The following is a 16,266-nucleotide window of genomic DNA, read 5'->3' on the forward strand; positions in this document are numbered from 1 at the left end:
TCTGTTTAAATTATTTACGCATTTTCGGGTCGAACGCATCACGCAAGCCATCGGCGAGCAAGTTGAAGCTGACCATGAGCAAGACGATGATGATTGACGGGATGACGAGCAAGTACGGGAACGTCCGTAGCTCTTTGTATCCGTCGTTGATCAACGTACCAAGTGACGCTTGTGGCGGTTGAAGTCCGATCCCGATGAAGCTGAGGAACGCCTCGAAGAAGATGGCAGATGGAATCGTGAACATGAGTGTGATGATGATCGCACCGAGCGTGTTCGGGATCAAGTGTTTGAAAATCAAACGGTTACTTGACGCACCGAGCGTACGGGCAGCCAATACAAACTCTTGGTTTTTCAGTTTCAAAATTTGACCGCGGACGAGTCGACTCATCCCGATCCAGCCGGTGATGGCCATCGCCAAGATAATGGTGAAGACACCTGGGTCAAAGATCAAGATGAACAAGATGATCAAGATCAAGTTAGGAACACCAGTCAAAATCTCGACGATCCGTTGCATAATGTTGTCAATGCGGCCACCGAAGTAAGCCGAGACGCCGCCGTAAGCGACACCGATGACCGTATCGATGATTGCGGCCATCAAACCGATGAAGAGCGAGATACGAGTCCCTTCCCAAACACGCGACCAAAGATCACGCCCGAGGTAATCAGTACCAAACCAGAAATTCTCTTCGACGTTTTTTTGTTCATAGAAGTTGATGTCACGCCCACCGAGGTTGGCCATGCCGTCAAATCCGGCCCACTCAAGTCCTGTGACTTTAGGCGGTAGTTTCGCTTGTGAGATATTTTGTTCATAGGCGTCACGAGCTGAAAGCATCGGACCGAACAACGCGAGCAACACTAAAATCAAAATGATCGACAGCGAGACGATGGCCGCTTTGTTTTTCTTGAGACGAAGCCATGCATCTTGCCAGAAGTTCAAACTTTTCCCAGCAATTCGTTCACCGAGCTGTTCGTTCATCTCGACACGTTGGAACATGTCTTGGTCGAACTGCTCGAAATCTTTTTTATTTTCAATCATCAGTTATCCCCCCCAAGACGAATACGTGGGTCAACGACTCCGTAGAGCAAGTCAACAAGTAAAATAATTAGAATGAACAGAGCCGAGAAGAAGAGCGTCGTGCCCATGATGACCGAATAGTCATTCAACGTAATCGACGTTACGAACAATTCACCAAGTCCCGGAACGGCAAAGATTTTCTCGATAACGAACGTACCTGTGAGTAGCGCAGCCGTCATCGGTCCAAGGATTGTGATCGCTGGAATCATCGCGTTACGCACCATATGTTTCCACACGATTGCATTCCCGGTTAATCCTTTTGCTTTCGCGAGCGTGACATAGTCTTGTCCGGTCACTTCTAGCATCTCGGTCCGTACGAAACGGGCGATCGACGCGGTGACCCCGAGCGACAACGAGATGGTCGGAAGGATCGTATGTGCCGGCGAGTCCCAGAACGCGACAGGCAATACGCCCCATTTTACCCCAACGTAGTATTGAAGCAGGGCCGCAAAGACGAACGACGGGACAGAGATCCCGATTACCGACACGAACATTGAACCATAATCGATGTACGTGTTATGGCGAATCGCTGCAACGATCCCGAGCAATAGTCCGGCTAACGTACCAAGCACTAATGCCTGAATACCTAACTGGGCCGATGGTCCGATTCGTTCCATGATCAACTCCGTCACTGGCCGGTTGGCCGTACGGAACGATACGCCGAGGTCGCCTTGGACAAGGTTCCCTAAGTAAGTCGCGTAACGAACTGGAAGCGGATCATTGAGTCCGTAACGATCGTTCAAGATCTGAATTTGCGTGTCCGTCAATTTTTCCTGGTTCTGATACGGCGAACCTGGAAGCAGGTCCATCAGGAAAAATGTGAACGTCGCAATCAAGAAGAACGTGATGAGGCCGTAAACCAGCCGCTGAAGAATATAACGTCCCATAATAAAAACCCCCTGTTTTTCTAATTGTGTCTATGCTTGCACCAACAGCGTCACTATGACATATTTCCCTTTTCTTGAATTCACAAAATGAAAGGAATTTTCTGAAAGAATAGGTCAAACGTCATCTCAAGGCTCTTAGCACAGCATATGAAAATCAAAAAACTCTCAGTTTCTGAAGTATTCTGAATTTTCACTGTTACTCCATTATACTTTACCAACAAAACATTTGAATAGTATTTTCTCTCAATTCGCTTTTTTTTTTAGAAAAGTGGGGACATGCTTGCGCATGTCCCCTCGCCTATTTAGTTGATATCAACGTATTTGTACTGGTAATCAGCACCGAAAAGTTGACGGTTGAAGTTCTCGATGTTCGGACGGATCAAGTAAGCGACACCGGCCTGATAGATCGGCATGATCGCTTGGTCTTGTTCGATCAAGAGCGTTTCCGCTTCTTTGAATTTGTCGTAACGGGCATCGATCTCTGTTTCAGCCGAAGCTTCATCAATCAACTTGTCATATGCTGCCGACTTGTACTTGATGTCATTTTGACCGTTGTCTGACGTGAAGATGCCAAGGTTTGTGAGCGGGTCTTGATAGTCAGGTCCCCAAAGGGCGAATGACATCTGGTAGTCCCCGTTCGCTTCGCGTTCGAGCTTGTTGTTGAACGGTTGTTGCGAGATGTTAACCGTCACGTTCGGCAAGTTCGATTCGATTTGGCCTTTCATATACTCTGAGATTTGTTTTGAAACTTCACTGTCGAATGAAAGCAATTCGATTGTGATCGCTTCGCCGCCAGTTGCTTCTTCCCAAAGCGTTGCTGCTTCATCAGTGTTCGTCTCGAAGTGTTGTACGCCTTCTGTGTAATCCGTTCCGTCTTCATACTTGATGAATTCTTTCGGGATGAACGAAGTCGTTGCGATCGAACCGTTGTTCAACAGTTGGTCGACAATACCGGCTGGGTCAACGGCACGAGCGATTGCTTTACGTGCGTTCACATCAGCGAATACTTCATCTTCATGATTGAACTTGAAGTAACCGACCGCTGAACGAAGTCCTGTGTTATAGTCTTCGTCTTCTTGGAAAGCAGCGACTTGCTCAGACGCGAGGCCTGCGTAATCAACATCGCCTGCTTCATACAAGTTGACGACCGTTGACGTATCTTTGACGACGCGAACGTCGACTTTGTTGAGGGCGACGTTGTCAGCATCCCAGTACGCATCGTTTTTCGTCAAGACATAACCTTGTTCACGGTCCCACTCTGACCATACGAACGGACCGTTGTAGAGAAGGTTCTCTGTGTTTGTTGCGAAGTCCGCTCCTTGCTCAGTTGCGAATGCTTCATTGATCGGTGTGAACGTACCGAACGATGTGAGTGAGACGAACGATGGGTCCGGACGCTCGAGTGTAACTTCTAGCGTTTTCTCATCGATTGCTTTCACGCCGAGTTCTTCTTTAGGAAGGTCACCCGTGTTGATGGCTTCGGCATTTTTTACCGTGTTCATGATATACGCATACTGTGAACCAGTTTCTGGGTCCACGGCACGTTGCCAAGCGTAAACGAAGTCGTTCGCTGTAACCGGCTCACCATTCGACCATTCGGCGTCACGAAGCGTGAACGTGTAGACGGTCTCGTCTTCGTTCAATTCCGGTTCTCCTTCGGCGATGGCTGGAACGGCTTGCCCTTCTTGATCAAGACGGTAAAGGCCTTCCATTGTGTTGGCGATCAAGTTGAACGCGACTGCGTCCGTTGCGAGCGCCGGGTCGGCTGTAGTAATGTCAGACGTGTCCGTCAAACGAAGTACTTTCTCTCCGTTCGAAGACGAACCGCCGTCAGAGTCTCCGCCAGTCGAGCAAGCGGCGAGCACTGAACCGAGCGCTAAGATGAGTGTCATCATTAGCAAAATCGATTTTTTCTTCATTGCGATGTCCCCTTTCTAATCTCGTGAAGCTTAGCATTCCGTCGGACTAACATCTTACTCTTTTTCTTTAATTTTCTGAATATTACATAAAGTATCCGACGAAAGAACGTTAGGGCTATTGTAAAAAATTTTTAATCAAACTGTCAACTGTGGAATAAACCGCTATCATCTTAAAAACTTCCTTCTCGCCATAATAGCGGGACTACGCGTATCATAGAACCATAAGCAAACGTGACAATTTGACGTCGTCACGTTGAAAGGAGTTTGTCACATTGAAAAATTTTAGAAGTATATTAATCGTTTGGGGAATTGTCACAATTGCCTATACGGTTTGGTCGTACGTATCGTATTACCGCGCGGAATCGTTCGCGTTTCATTTGAGCGGTGGCTTGTTCGTCGCCGGCATGATCGCCTTCGCGTTCGGGATGTTCTCACAGATGAGCGCTTCAGGATTGTTCGACGGGATTATGTATGGGTTTAAGCGGAACCGCCGCGCCAAACTAAAAGAAATTGATTCCGATTATGAGGAAGACGAAAAAGACGACGACGAGATGAAAGAAGAACGTTCCGTCCGTAAACAGTCGGCTTGGCGTTGGGTATACGTCGGGATTGGCAGTGTGATCCTGTCATACGTCATCACCCTCGTTTGACCTTTTTGTTTTTCCGCCAATATGCTAAACTAAATGCAGAATATAAGAAACACGAGGAAGAAGACAAGTACCTCGAACCCCCTCTCCCCCAGAGAGTCTACGTTGCTGCGAGTAGACGGAGAGCGTTCAAGCGAATGGACTTCAGAGTGGCTCACCTGAATGGTAGTACGGTGAGACGGTTACGCCCGTTAACGCGATCAAGTGGCATGACTTCATGCAAATTTGGGTGGCACCGCGGTTATTCGTCCCGATTTTTCGGGCGGAGAACTGCGGTTTTTTATATTTTATGGAGGTGTAGGCATGGCAACGATATTTTCAGGCATTAAACCGACCGGCGTCGTGACGCTCGGTAACTACTTAGGGGCGATGAAACAATTCGTCGATCTTCAAGAAGAACATGACGCGTACTATTGTATCGTCGATCTTCACTCGATCACGGTCCCTCTCGACCGTGTCGAACTGATGGACAACACCCGCAAGCTGGCGGCACTCTATCTCGCTTGCGGACTTGACCCTGAGAAGGCAACGATCTTCGTCCAGTCAGAAGTAAAAGCGCATGCCCAACTCGGATGGATGTTGACGTGTATCGCCGGGATGGGCGAACTCGGTCGGATGACGCAGTACAAAGACAAATCGCAAGGCAGCGATAACGTCGGTGCCGGGCTGTTCATCTATCCGACACTCATGGCGGCGGACATTCTACTTTACGGGACAGAGCTCGTGCCGGTCGGTGACGATCAAAAACAACATATCGAACTGACGCGCGACTTGGCCGAACGGTTCAACAAACGCTATTATGAGACGTTCAAGATTCCTGAGCCGCTCATTCAAAAAGAAGGGGCTCGGATCATGAGTTTGACGAACCCCGAGAAGAAGATGTCGAAGTCGGACGCGAACGTCAAAGGCTTCATCTCGATGCTTGACGAACCGAACGTCATCCGTAAAAAAATCAAGAGCGCCGTCACGGACTCGAGCGGCGTCATCAGCTTCGACCGGGAGAATAAGCCGGGCATCTCGAACTTGCTCGAGATTTACTCGTTATCGACGGGTACTTCGATAACAGATCTCGTGACTCAATACGAAGACTCGAACTACGGAACGTTCAAGCAAGACGTCGCCGAAGCGGTCGTCGCCATGCTCGAACCGATTCAAGCGCGCTATCACGAACTCGTCGACTCGTCAGAGCTCGATGCGATCCTTGACTCGGGACGCGAGAAAGCCGAAGCGGTCGCGAACAAAAACCTCGCCAAGATCGAGAAAGCGATGGGCTTAAGCCGGAAACGTGCCAAAGTGAAAAAATAAGACAGAGCCGCCCAACGCATGCGTTGGGCGGCTTCTTTATGGAAGAACACAAAAAAAGAAAGAAACAGGCGTCCCTGTCTCTTTCTGGTGAATGTTGCTTATTGCTCTTTGCCTTCGATGAATGCCCACTTGTACGAGTAGTCAGCGCCGAATCCGTGTTCAACGATTCCTTTAACGTATGGCTTCGTGAGACGAGCTGATCCGCGTTGGTAAACTGGCGAGATCGCGTTCTCTTCAAGAACGATTTTCTCTGCATCTTGAAGTTCTTTCCAACGTGCTTCAGCATCTGTGTTCGATTTCGCAGATTCGATGAGTGCGTCGAATTCATCGTTCGACCACTTACCACGGTTGTATGGTCCGTCAGTAACGAAGAGGTCAACGAACGTCATTGGATCCTGGTAGTCAGGTCCCCAGCCTGCGAATGTAAGCTCAAAGTCACCTTTGTTCTCGAGGTCGAGTTTGTTGTTGAACGGTTGTTGCTTGATCGTAAGCGTCATGCCTGGAAGGTTCTTCTCAAGTTCACCTTTGATGAACTCACCGATTTGCTTCGCAGACTCTGAGTCGTAGTTGAGGAGTTCGATTTCGACAGAATCTGTCCCGAGCTCTTCAAGTCCTGCTTCCCAAAGTTTTTGTGCTTCTTCAACGTTGTAACCACCGATGTCGCCGTTAGCGTCACGGAAGTCTGCACCGTCTGGGCCTGTTACGAAGTCTTTCGGCACGAGGTAGTTCGCAGGTACTGAACCGTTCGCGAGAAGCGTTTCAGAGATTGCTGCTTTATCGTAAGCACGGTCGATCGCGTTACGGATATTTTGGTTGTCGAACGCTTCAACTTCAGTGTTGAACTGGAGGTAGAAGAGTGTCGGCTCAACGACAGTCGAGAAATCTTCGCTGTCTTGGTATTGAGCAACGAGTTCAGAAGTCAAACCAGTACGGTCAACGTCGCCGTTTTCGTACAAGTTGACGCCCGTTGAAACTTCTTTAACGACTTTAACGTCGATTTCGTCAAGTTTGACGGCTTCAGCATCCCAATAGTCGTCGTTTTTGACCATTTTCCAGCCTTGCTCGCGCTCCCAGCTTTCGAGTTTGAACGGTCCGTTGTAGAGCGTCGTCTCTGCAGACGTACCGAAGTTCTCGCCTTGTTCCGCGTCGAACGCTTCAAGTTTAGGCATAAATACGCCGAAGCTTGTGAGACCAAGGAAGTAATCAGCTGGTGCTGTCAATTTAACTTCAAGTGTCTGATCGTCAGTTGCTGTAACGCCGACCGCGTCACGCTCGCCTTCGCCAGTGTTGTAAGCTTCAGCGCCTTCGATGACAGACATGACATAAGCATATTGTGATCCGTTGTCCGGATTAAGTACTTCTTTCCAAGCGTATTCGAAGTCGTTTGCCGTTACAGGCTCACCGTTAGACCAAGTTGCGCCTTCACGGATTTTGAACGTGTACGTTTTACCGTCTTCAGAAACTTCGTGTGATTCAGCCATCCCTGGTGTTGGGTTGTCTTCTTCGTCCATACGGTAGAGACCTTCGTTAACGTTGTTCAAGACGTTGAACGATACTGCGTCAGTCGCGAGAGTTGGGTTAAGTGAAGGAATGTCTGCACTGTCGAGCAAGTTGAGGACTTGCGCTTCATCTGCACTACCTTCTGAACCTCCATCTCCGTTTGTTGTCGTTGTTTCTTCTTCCCCACCCGAGCAAGCTGCTAGGAACGCGCTAGATAGAAGCGTTACCGACGTTGCTAATGCAAAACCTTTTTTCTTATTCAATACGATGACCCCCTGATTTTTTCGTTTTAACGAAATGAACGATGGTAGAAAATTCTGAAAGTTAACTTTACAAAATTTGCTACCACAATCCCGTTGATGCAATAATACAATATTCTGATAATTTTGCAAAGTATTTATTTTGATTTTTCTAAAAAATTTTTATCATAGGCTAAAAGCCCGCCTAGGGAGACGGGCTTTTAGCTCATTTTTTATAAACTTTTGAAAAAGTTAGGACGTACGAAGGACCGATGACCGGAAATCCAATTTCCGCATAGGTGGAATCGACCGCGTAAGTTCTTCCAGCTTGGTAGATTGGAATAACGACTGCCTCTTCCAACAAGCGTTTTTCGGCTTGACGATACGCTTCGTTCCGCGCCTCGAGTACCTCAGTCGAGCGTGCCTCCTCCATCAACCGATCGAACGTCTCGTCTTTATAACCACTCGAATTCAAATAATTTCCTGTTTCAAATTGAGTCAAATAAGCACTGTACGCCGGATAATCCGGTTGCCAACCAGACAGCGACAGCGCATAGTCACCTGCGACTTCTTTCCTAACTTTGTCACCGAGCGGCAGTTCCGTGATGGAAACAGACAGCCCCGGAAGTTTTTCAAGTTCGGTTTCAATCGTCTCGGCGATTTGTCTCGCTTCTTCATCGACAAAGCTGAGTAATTCGATGTCAATCGTTTCTTCTTCGTAGCGCTCTTTGACCGACTCGAACAAACTAGACGCATCTTCTTCAAACGAGACGTCTTGCGCACTCTCGTCTGTGACGAGCAAGCGGTCCGTCGTTTGTTCGGCGCGGGCGAGTGCATCGGTGAACGCCTCTCGATCGAGCGCAATCGCGAGCGACCGGCGGAAGTCAGGGTCATCGAACGGATACTCATCGACGTTCGATTTCAAATAGAAGACACCGCTCCGAGGCACGTCAATCACTTCACTTTCAAGTGAATCGAACACACTTTCATCCGTCCCATAAGGAACCGGGTGAATGCCCGTCGCTTCCGTCCCGAGCGCGGCGTCCGCCCAAATGATGATGCGCTCGAGCGTAACGTTACCCGAGTCATGGTAAGATTCGTTTTTCGTCAGTGTCACTTGGGCTGCGTCAATCGATTCGATTTGAAACGGTCCGTTCGCATCGAGTTCTGGCCAAGCCCCGATGGCTGTTTGTGGAAGAAACGCCGGCATTGCCAAAATCTCCTCGAACCCTTCCATCGGTCGTTCGAGCGTCAATTCGAGTGTCTGCGCATCGACCGCCTTGACACCGAGCGTCTCCGGCTCGGCTGTTCCGAGACTGATTGCTTTTCCATTTTTAACATCTTCAAGTAAAAAACTAAACGGTGAGTTCGTATCGTCGTCCGCGAGTTTTCTAAAATGGTCGACGAACGTCTCGGCGGTTACCGCCTTGCCGCCCACCGTCTGACTCGGCTTTAGCGAGAATGTGTACGTCGCACCGTCCTCTGACCGGGTCAAGCTCTCGACGAGACCTGGCTCGATTTCTCCGTCCGCCCCGAAGCGATACAATCCCTCATAGACATGAGACAATATCGTCTGGGAACTCGGGTCGATGGCGAGTAACGTGTTCGGCTGCTCCGGTAACGTCTCCCCGTGGATCGTCACGACTTGTTCTTCTTGCGGTACTAGTTCACGTGCCTGCTCGCGTTGTCCGTTCCAAATGATCAAAAAAAGAATAAGGACTGAACCCAACAAGGCGGCACCGATGATAAAACGTTTCATTCGGCATTCTCCTTTCTGTTAGACCAACCCTTATACCCTACCCGTTTTTGACCTATTTTTCTACAATCAGTCTGTCACTTTTGCGAATGCGAGTGTCGCATTATGGCCCCCGAAGCCGAGTGAATTGCTCAGTGCGTACTGAATATCAAGTTCCCGCTTTCCTTCTCTAACATAATCAAGGTCACAGTTTTCTGCCGGTTCGTTACAGTTGATCGTCGGATGAATCTGGCCCTCATGAATCGACAACGCCGTGATGACCGCTTCGACGCCGCCCGCAGCCCCGAGCAAATGCCCGATCATCGATTTCGACGAATTGACGGCGAGCTGATCAGCATATTCCCCGAACACGTTGCGGATCGCTTTCGTTTCTAACATATCGTTGAGTGGTGTGCTCGTCCCGTGGGCGTTAATGTACTGGACGTCTTCCGGTGCGATTCCGGCGTCACGCATCGCTTCACTCATCGCTTTCGACCCACCTTCAGCTTCAGGTGACGGTGCCGTGATATGGTAGGCGTCCGAACTCATCCCGTATCCGACGACTTCGGCATACATTTTGGCACCGCGCGCTTTAGCGTGCTCATATTCTTCGAGAACGAGGACACCTGCGCCTTCGCCCATGATGAACCCGTCACGATTTGCATCGAACGGACGGCAGGCCGTCGCCGGATCCGGGTTCGTCGATAGCGCCTTATTGGCACAGAACCCTGAAAACGATAACGGTGTGATTGGTGCCTCGGCCCCGCCTGCGAACATCGCGAGCGCATCACCGCGTTGAATGACACGGAACGCTTCGCCGATCGAGTTCGTGCCCGACGCACAAGCCGTCACCGAGCAGTTGCTCGGTCCTTTCGCCCCAAGGTAGATCGAGACTTGGCCGCTCGCCATGTTCGGGATCATCATCGGAATGAAGAACGGGCTGACCCGGCGCGGTCCGCGTTCATGCAAGATGCTCGCTTGTTTATCGATCGTCTCGACGCCACCGATGCCGCTCCCAATCCACGTCCCGACTTTGTCCGCCATCGCTGTCACATCTAGACCGCTATCCCGATGTGCGGCGTCCGCTGCTAAAATTGAGTATTGGATGAACGAGTCCATCTTCCGAGCTTCTTTTGGCTCAACCAAATGCTCGATATTCCATTCTTTGACTTCAGCGCCGACTTTTGCCGGGTACTGGCTAATATCAATCTTCGTCAACGTATCGACCGCATTGTCCCCGTTCAATAGCCGACCCCACATTTCTGTGACATCATTGCCTAACGGTGATACGACACCTAACCCTGTAATGACTACTCGTTTCATGAACAAATCTCCTCCGTGATTTTAGCGTTATTCCATGTGAGACAGCTCGCTCCCCAAGTGAGCCCGGCACCAAAGCCGGCAATGACGACCGTTTGCCCGGCCGTGACCTTCCCAATTTTAACCGCTTCAGCAAGCGCGAGCGGAATCGAGGCGGCCGATGTGTTCGCATGGTCTTGAATCGTGACGACTACTTTGTCTTCAGCGAGCCCTAACCGCTCTATCGCCGCGTCAATGATGCGGCGGTTCGCTTGGTGCGGGACTAAGACGTCCATGTCGGCAATGTCTTTACCGGCTTGATGAAGCGCCTCTAACACGATGTCCGGCATTTTCCGGACCGCGAACTTGAACACTTCACGCCCGTTCATGACGATTTTACCATCTGCATTCTCATATAAGAACTTCCCACCCGTACCATCGCTCCCAAGAACGATCGAATCGATTGCCGCGACGTCATCTTCCCCCAATACGACTGCACCTGCGCCATCACCGAACAAGACGGCAGTCGAGCGGTCGTCCCAATCGATCAAATTACCCATCTTTTCGGCTCCGATGACGAGTGTACGTTTAAAGCCTTTCGACTGCATCAAGCTCTTCCCCGTATCCATCGCGAAGATGAAGCCGCTACAGGCGGCGCTGACGTCAAATGCGACGGCACGTTTCGCGCCTAAGTTCGCTTGGACGAGACAAGCTGTCGCCGGGAATGATGGTGCCGTCGCCGTCGCGCAGACGATCGCGTCGATGTCCTCGATCACAACCCCTGCGCTCGCAAGCGCCCGTTTAGCGGCCCGAGTCGCCATGTCTGCTACCGACATGTCCGCATCGGCCAAATGACGCGCCTCGATCCCGGTCCGGGTCCGAATCCATTCGTCGCTCGTATCCATACGTTTTTCCAAATCGACGTTCGTGACCCGGTTATCCGGAAGGAATGAACCGATGCCGATGATTCCAATGTTCATAGCTATAACCCCTATTCTTAGTATCTGGTACTAATATAAGGGAATGAAAAAGGGATGTCAACGCATCCCTCTCGAATTATTCACTTTGTCCGAGCCGTTTCGTGACCGCCATGACCATTTTCGCCGAGTTGATCGATGCCGTCTCTAAAAATTCATCGAACGACAAGTTCGCCTCTTCGTCGGCGCTGTCTGAGATTGAACGTGTGACGACGAACGGTACTCCGAACTGGTGGCACGTCTGGGCGATCGGGGCCGCTTCCATTTCAACGGCTGCGACACCATCAAAATGTCCTAAAATTTCCGCGACTCGTTTTGAATCGTTGATGAATGAGTCACCTGTGACGATCAGCCCGGTGTGGACGTTCACATCGTGCAAGCTCTCAATGACTTCCTTACAGACGTCCATCAAGTGCGCGTCCGCTTTATAGGCAGCAGGCATGCCCGGAACTTGGCCGTACTCATAGCCGAACGCTGTCACGTCGACATCGTGGTGGCGGACTTCCGTCGAGACGACGACGTCGCCGACTTTCATCCCTTTCTTGAAGCCACCGGCAGAACCGGTGTTGATAACGACATCTGGTTTGAACTTGTCGAGCAAGAGCGTCGTCCCGATGGCCGCGTTCACTTTTCCAATCCCTGACTTTAAGATGACGACCTGGACGTTGCCAAGGTATCCTTCATAGAAGTGATAGTTCGCAATCTCTGTATCCGTCCGTTCTGTCAATTCGTTACGAAGCAAGTTCACTTCTTCTTCCATCGCCCCGATGATTCCGATTTTCATGTGATAGCCTCCTCAGAAAGAGAGCGACCTCCAATTGGATGCCGCTCTTTTAGTCATTATTTGATTTCTTTAATTTCGACGACCATGTCGCCACCAGGTGTTTGCACGTTCACGATGTCTCCGACGGTACGACCGAGAAGCGCTTTCGCGATCGGTGATTCGTTCGAGATTTTCCCTGTGAACGGGTCAGCCTCGGCACTACCGACGATTGTATATGTTTCGTCTTCATTGTCTGCTTGAATGAAGAACGTCACCGTCTTCCCGATTGCGACCATTGAATTGTCCGCGACATCACCTTTGATGATGACGGCGTTACGAAGCATCTCTTCAAGTTGTGCGATACGTCCTTCGACCATAGCCTGCTCTTCTTTCGCTGCATCGTACTCAGCGTTCTCAGACAAGTCTCCGAAGTCACGGGCAATCTTAATGCTTTCAACGACTTCTTTACGGCGTACCGTCTTCAGTTCATTCAATTCATGTTCAATCTTTTCTTGTCCTTCTAACGTCATGTAATGTTGCTTTTCAGCCATATCCGTCACTCCTTCATTGTCTCCTAGTATATTACAGCAAATCAGAATTGAAAACGATTTATTTTAGTAGGCCCGATTGCGTTCCGTAAGCACCCAGCGGATCTTCGTCACGAGCAGATCGATGGCGACAAAATTCTCGCCGCCTTCAGGGACGATGATGTCTGCGTAACGCTTCGTCGGCTCGCAAAATTGCAAGTGCATCGGACGGACAACGTTCGTATATTGGGCGACGACCGAATCAATCGAGCGTCCCCGCTCGTTAAGATCGCGTTGCATCCGGCGTAAAATTCGGACGTCGGCGTCTGTGTCGACGAACACTTTAATATCCATCAACTCACGAAGACGGTCGTCCTCGAGTGCTAAAATCCCTTCGACGATGACGACGTCGACCGGTTGGATCGAAATCGTCTCGTCCGAACGTGTATGGGCGGCATAATCGTAAACCGGCTTCTCGATCGCTTGATGATTTTGCAACTGCTTGATCTGTTCAATCAACAAATCGTTGTCGAATGCGAACGGGTGGTCATAGTTCGTCTTATACCGCTCTTCCATCGTCATTTCTGACTGGTCTTTATAGTAGGCGTCTTGCTCGATCATGACGACCGATTGTCCTTTGAACGCATCCACGAGTGCACGGGCGACGGTCGTCTTTCCAGATCCAGTCCCACCGGCCACGCCGATAATGACGGGTTTATGTTGCATCAAAGTTAAATCCTCCTCATCGTAATTTACGACTGATTGCTAGGCCATCACCGAGAGGCAAAATCGCGGTGTGATAATCGGTCCGTGCCATCAATTGCTCAGTAAACTGTTTTACGAGACGGACGAGCCGGCGTCTCCGACGGTCAAGAACTGACACGTCTTCGAGCAGGACGTCTCCTCTCAAAAACAAATTATCGCTGTAAATAGTACCACCAATTGGTACTAAAGCGCCATACCCATCAAAGAATTTTTGATATTGGCCTTTGGCTGCATCGATGAAAACCGCATCAAACGATCCTTCAATCGATCCAATCAGTTCGACCGCATCGCCGTGAATGACGGTGATCCGGTCCGAGACGCCCGACCGTCCGATAAAGCCGAGCGCTTCCTCGTAACGACGTGCGTTGCGTTCGATTGTAACGATCTCGGCCTCTGGCAACAGCTCAGCCATGCGGATCGCACTGTATCCGATCGCCGTCCCGACTTCAAGTATACGCTGCGGCCGTTGCATCGCGAGCAACGATAATAACACCTCTGAGCCGGTCAAGTCCATGATCGGCACGTGATGAACGCGCGCGAACTCTTCCATCTCCGCTAAGAGCGGTGACCGGTTTAAAATCAAGTCCTCCACGTATCCTTCATAGGATGAATGTTCCACGTCTTACACCTCTTACTCTCTATTCATTCAAACGACCGGAAGCCAAGGCCTCCGGTCGCATATCTATCAGTTGTTTGCTTCTTCGAACGCTTCCCATTCGGGGCGATATTTGTTGACGTTCTGTTGATGTGCCTCATATGTCACTTCAAACAGAACTTCTCCGCTCGGGAAACCTTCGCGAGGCGGCCGTGCGTAGAAATAAACGTTGTCTGTATCGTTCGGGTTGAGCGTCGCTACGAACGCATCACGACTGACCGAGGCGATCGGACCAATCGGGATCCCAGGGTAACGGTATGTGTTATACAGTGAATCGTTTTGCAAATCATTGAACGACGTGAAAATTGACGTCTCGCCCGTTCCGTACCAAACGGTCGGGTCGGATTGCAACTTCATCCCGTCCGCAAGCCGGTTCTCAAATACGCCGGCAATCTCTTGACGGTCTTCTGTCGATACTGCTTCTTTTTCGATGACGGAAGCGAGGGCGAGCGTCTCGTGGAACGTACGTCCTGACGCCTCGACAGTATCAGCATACTCGAGATAAAGCTGTTCGGTCGGCTTGAGCATCTCATCGATGATTTGTGTGAGCGTGACACCTTTGTCGAACTCATACGTGGCCGGGAACAAGTAGCCTTCGAGCGGGTGATAAATCCCTTCTGCTAACACTTCTTCGGTCAACATCTCGTGTTCGGCGACGAGTGAACGGATATATTCCTGATCGCTCAGCTGTGCCGAAATCTCTTCTTTCGGAATTTCAGCCACGTTGGCGAGCCGCGCGATGACTTGATCGATTGTGAATCCTTCTGGAATGACGAGTTTGATGTCAGGTACGACGATCACTTTACCCGTCTTCAGCGTGGCGATCAACTCGTCAAGTGACTGTGACGGAGACAGCGTATACGTCCCCGCTTGGAACGATGACTCATTTTTAAACCGTGTGTATAAACGGAAAATCGTGCTACTCCTCACAAGTCCATTCTCTTCGAGCAGTTCGCCAATATAACCTGAGCCTGCACCGAGCGGAACCTCGACTTCGACTGTTTCGGACGAAGCGGGATCGATCGGCTCAAGTGACCGCTTTACGAATGCATACGAGACAGCGGCGCCCGTGGCGATGACAAGAAGAAAGACAGCAAGAATAATAACCGTGATGCGGCGAACGATCCGGCTACGTGCACGCTTCTCATCAGGCATCGATGGATGGTTCATGCGTGTTCTCCCCTGTTCTTCTGTATGAAGATGGGCGACGAGGGTTCACCCTAGCCGCCCGTCCACTTATTAGTCTAATCCGACTTCGTCGTTGACGATGTCGAACGCTTCCATCACTTCTTCAAAGTCGTCATCATCTTCGACGAGTTTCAAGATGAACTCACCATCTTCAAGTTCTTCGATTTCAAACGCGTAAACTTCGATTGTATCTTCATCTTCCGATTCTGGGTTACCGACTGGTTCGAGGACGACAAACGTCTTTTTCGAACGGTCGCTCGTCATACGGAAAATTTCTGCAAATAAATGCTCGTCTCCATTTTCATCTGGAATACGGTACATTTCTTCTTCACGACGGATTTCTGCCATGCGTAGTTCCTCCTTATTTCCCTGGACGATCCAGGTAATTTTGTAAAATCATGACGGCTGCCATCTTATCGATGACGGCCTTTCTCTTTTTACGGCTGACGTCTGCTGAAATGAGCATCCGCTCCGCTTGCATCGTCGTTAAACGTTCGTCGACGAGAACTGTCGGCAAACCAGTCGCCTCGGTGAGGGCGGCGGCAAACGCCTGTGACGCCTCACCCCGAGGACCGATCGTTGCGTTCATATTCTTCGGAAGACCAACGACGACTTCTTTCACATCGTACTGCTCGATAATCGGTCGAAGCAAACGAACAGCCTGTTCAAAGTCGGGTTCCGTCCAATAGACCGTCTCCACACCTTGCGCCGTCCAACCCATGAGATCGCTCACTGCGACCCCAATCGTCTTCGAACCGACATCAAGCCCCATAACTCGCTTCATA

Annotated in this window: 16 protein-coding genes and 1 other annotated feature; of the genes, 2 read left to right on the forward strand and 14 right to left on the reverse strand. The window is 50.2% G+C overall.

The features are described 5' to 3' along the window. Positions 1-10 precede the first annotated feature (10 nt). The 3 genes from opp3C to EVJ32_RS05465 form a co-directional block, all read right to left on the reverse strand. Positions 11-1,036: an oligopeptide ABC transporter permease gene (gene opp3C / locus EVJ32_RS05455; protein WP_131457296.1), complete on the reverse strand. Its 1,026-nt coding sequence runs from the start codon at positions 1,034-1,036 to the stop codon at positions 11-13. Next, positions 1,036-1,962: an oligopeptide ABC transporter permease gene (opp3b, locus tag EVJ32_RS05460; RefSeq protein ID WP_131457298.1), complete on the reverse strand. Its 927-nt coding sequence runs from the start codon at positions 1,960-1,962 to the stop codon at positions 1,036-1,038. Before opp3b ends, opp3C begins: the two co-directional genes overlap by 1 nt. 302 nt (positions 1,963-2,264) lie before the next feature. Beyond that, the gene (locus tag EVJ32_RS05465) at positions 2,265-3,881 is read right to left on the reverse strand and encodes a peptide ABC transporter substrate-binding protein (RefSeq protein WP_131457300.1); all 1,617 of its coding nucleotides are present in this window, start codon (positions 3,879-3,881) and stop codon (positions 2,265-2,267) included. 272 nt (positions 3,882-4,153) lie between these two features. On the opposite strand from EVJ32_RS05465, the gene EVJ32_RS05470 reads away from it, so the two are divergent. Continuing rightward, entirely contained in the window at positions 4,154-4,531 is a 378-nt protein-coding gene (locus EVJ32_RS05470) for a DUF3899 domain-containing protein (RefSeq protein WP_131457302.1), read from the forward strand. A gap of 45 nt (positions 4,532-4,576) precedes the next feature. Then, positions 4,577-4,784: a binding site (T-box leader), on the forward strand. A 47-nt stretch (positions 4,785-4,831) separates the two neighbouring features. Further along, positions 4,832-5,833, forward strand: coding sequence for a tryptophan--tRNA ligase (gene trpS / locus EVJ32_RS05475; RefSeq protein ID WP_131457304.1), 1,002 nt, complete (start codon positions 4,832-4,834; stop codon positions 5,831-5,833). 98 nt (positions 5,834-5,931) lie between these two features. Here trpS and EVJ32_RS05480 read toward each other — a convergent pair whose 3' ends face one another. The 11 genes from EVJ32_RS05480 to ruvX form a co-directional block, all read right to left on the reverse strand. Beyond that, positions 5,932-7,596, reverse strand: a complete 1,665-nt coding sequence (locus EVJ32_RS05480) for a peptide ABC transporter substrate-binding protein (protein ID WP_131457306.1) — start codon at positions 7,594-7,596, stop codon at positions 5,932-5,934. 202 nt (positions 7,597-7,798) lie between these two features. Continuing rightward, complete coding sequence (locus EVJ32_RS05485; RefSeq protein WP_131457309.1) at positions 7,799-9,331, reverse strand: peptide ABC transporter substrate-binding protein; 1,533 nt, start codon at positions 9,329-9,331, stop codon at positions 7,799-7,801. Between the two features lie 66 nt (positions 9,332-9,397). Then, the gene (gene fabF / locus EVJ32_RS05490) at positions 9,398-10,630 is read right to left on the reverse strand and encodes a beta-ketoacyl-ACP synthase II (RefSeq protein ID WP_131457312.1); all 1,233 of its coding nucleotides are present in this window, start codon (positions 10,628-10,630) and stop codon (positions 9,398-9,400) included. After that, complete coding sequence (locus tag EVJ32_RS05495) at positions 10,627-11,586, reverse strand: beta-ketoacyl-ACP synthase III (RefSeq protein ID WP_131457313.1); 960 nt, start codon at positions 11,584-11,586, stop codon at positions 10,627-10,629. Before EVJ32_RS05495 ends, fabF begins: the two co-directional genes overlap by 4 nt. Positions 11,587-11,662: 76 nt before the next feature. Further along, positions 11,663-12,367, reverse strand: coding sequence for a 5'-methylthioadenosine/S-adenosylhomocysteine nucleosidase (mtnN, locus tag EVJ32_RS05500; protein WP_070327645.1), 705 nt, complete (start codon positions 12,365-12,367; stop codon positions 11,663-11,665). Between the two features lie 56 nt (positions 12,368-12,423). After that, complete coding sequence (gene greA / locus EVJ32_RS05505) at positions 12,424-12,897, reverse strand: transcription elongation factor GreA (RefSeq protein ID WP_131457315.1); 474 nt, start codon at positions 12,895-12,897, stop codon at positions 12,424-12,426. A gap of 63 nt (positions 12,898-12,960) precedes the next feature. Continuing rightward, the gene (udk, locus tag EVJ32_RS05510) at positions 12,961-13,599 is read right to left on the reverse strand and encodes a uridine kinase (protein WP_131457317.1); all 639 of its coding nucleotides are present in this window, start codon (positions 13,597-13,599) and stop codon (positions 12,961-12,963) included. 16 nt (positions 13,600-13,615) lie between these two features. Further along, complete coding sequence (locus EVJ32_RS05515) at positions 13,616-14,257, reverse strand: O-methyltransferase (RefSeq protein ID WP_131457319.1); 642 nt, start codon at positions 14,255-14,257, stop codon at positions 13,616-13,618. A gap of 66 nt (positions 14,258-14,323) precedes the next feature. Further along, positions 14,324-15,463, reverse strand: a complete 1,140-nt coding sequence (gene mltG, locus EVJ32_RS05520; protein WP_131457321.1) for an endolytic transglycosylase MltG — start codon at positions 15,461-15,463, stop codon at positions 14,324-14,326. A gap of 69 nt (positions 15,464-15,532) precedes the next feature. Continuing rightward, positions 15,533-15,829 carry a DUF1292 domain-containing protein gene (locus EVJ32_RS05525; protein ID WP_016508787.1) on the reverse strand — a complete coding sequence of 99 codons (297 nt, stop codon included), beginning with the start codon at positions 15,827-15,829 and terminating at the stop codon, positions 15,533-15,535. Positions 15,830-15,842: 13 nt separating this feature from the next. Continuing rightward, positions 15,843-16,265: a Holliday junction resolvase RuvX gene (gene ruvX / locus EVJ32_RS05530; RefSeq protein ID WP_070327649.1), complete on the reverse strand. Its 423-nt coding sequence runs from the start codon at positions 16,263-16,265 to the stop codon at positions 15,843-15,845. Between the last annotated feature and the right edge of the window lies 1 nt (position 16,266).

This window comes from Exiguobacterium sp. SH5S4 (assembly GCF_004337045.1).
Classification (GTDB): Bacteria; Bacillota; Bacilli; order Exiguobacteriales; family Exiguobacteriaceae; genus Exiguobacterium; species Exiguobacterium aurantiacum_A.

Bases quoted from the DNA above. Each gene is read 5' to 3' on its own strand.
- mltG (WP_131457321.1), bottom strand. From the start codon at position 15,463: ATGAACCATCCATCGATGCCTGATGAGAAGCGTGCACGTAGCCGGATC.
- EVJ32_RS05525 (WP_016508787.1), bottom strand. From the start codon at position 15,829: ATGGCAGAAATCCGTCGTGAAGAAGAAATGTACCGTATTCCAGATGAA.
- opp3b (WP_131457298.1), bottom strand. From the start codon at position 1,962: ATGGGACGTTATATTCTTCAGCGGCTGGTTTACGGCCTCATCACGTTC.
- EVJ32_RS05495 (WP_131457313.1), bottom strand. From the start codon at position 11,586: ATGAACATTGGAATCATCGGCATCGGTTCATTCCTTCCGGATAACCGG.
- greA (WP_131457315.1), bottom strand. From the start codon at position 12,897: ATGGCTGAAAAGCAACATTACATGACGTTAGAAGGACAAGAAAAGATT.
- trpS (WP_131457304.1), top strand. From the start codon at position 4,832: ATGGCAACGATATTTTCAGGCATTAAACCGACCGGCGTCGTGACGCTC.
- udk (WP_131457317.1), bottom strand. From the start codon at position 13,599: ATGCAACATAAACCCGTCATTATCGGCGTGGCCGGTGGGACTGGATCT.
- opp3C (WP_131457296.1), bottom strand. From the start codon at position 1,036: ATGATTGAAAATAAAAAAGATTTCGAGCAGTTCGACCAAGACATGTTC.
- ruvX (WP_070327649.1), bottom strand. From the start codon at position 16,265: ATGAAGCGAGTTATGGGGCTTGATGTCGGTTCGAAGACGATTGGGGTC.
- EVJ32_RS05485 (WP_131457309.1), bottom strand. From the start codon at position 9,331: ATGAAACGTTTTATCATCGGTGCCGCCTTGTTGGGTTCAGTCCTTATT.
- fabF (WP_131457312.1), bottom strand. From the start codon at position 10,630: ATGAAACGAGTAGTCATTACAGGGTTAGGTGTCGTATCACCGTTAGGC.
- EVJ32_RS05465 (WP_131457300.1), bottom strand. From the start codon at position 3,881: ATGAAGAAAAAATCGATTTTGCTAATGATGACACTCATCTTAGCGCTC.
- mtnN (WP_070327645.1), bottom strand. From the start codon at position 12,367: ATGAAAATCGGAATCATCGGGGCGATGGAAGAAGAAGTGAACTTGCTT.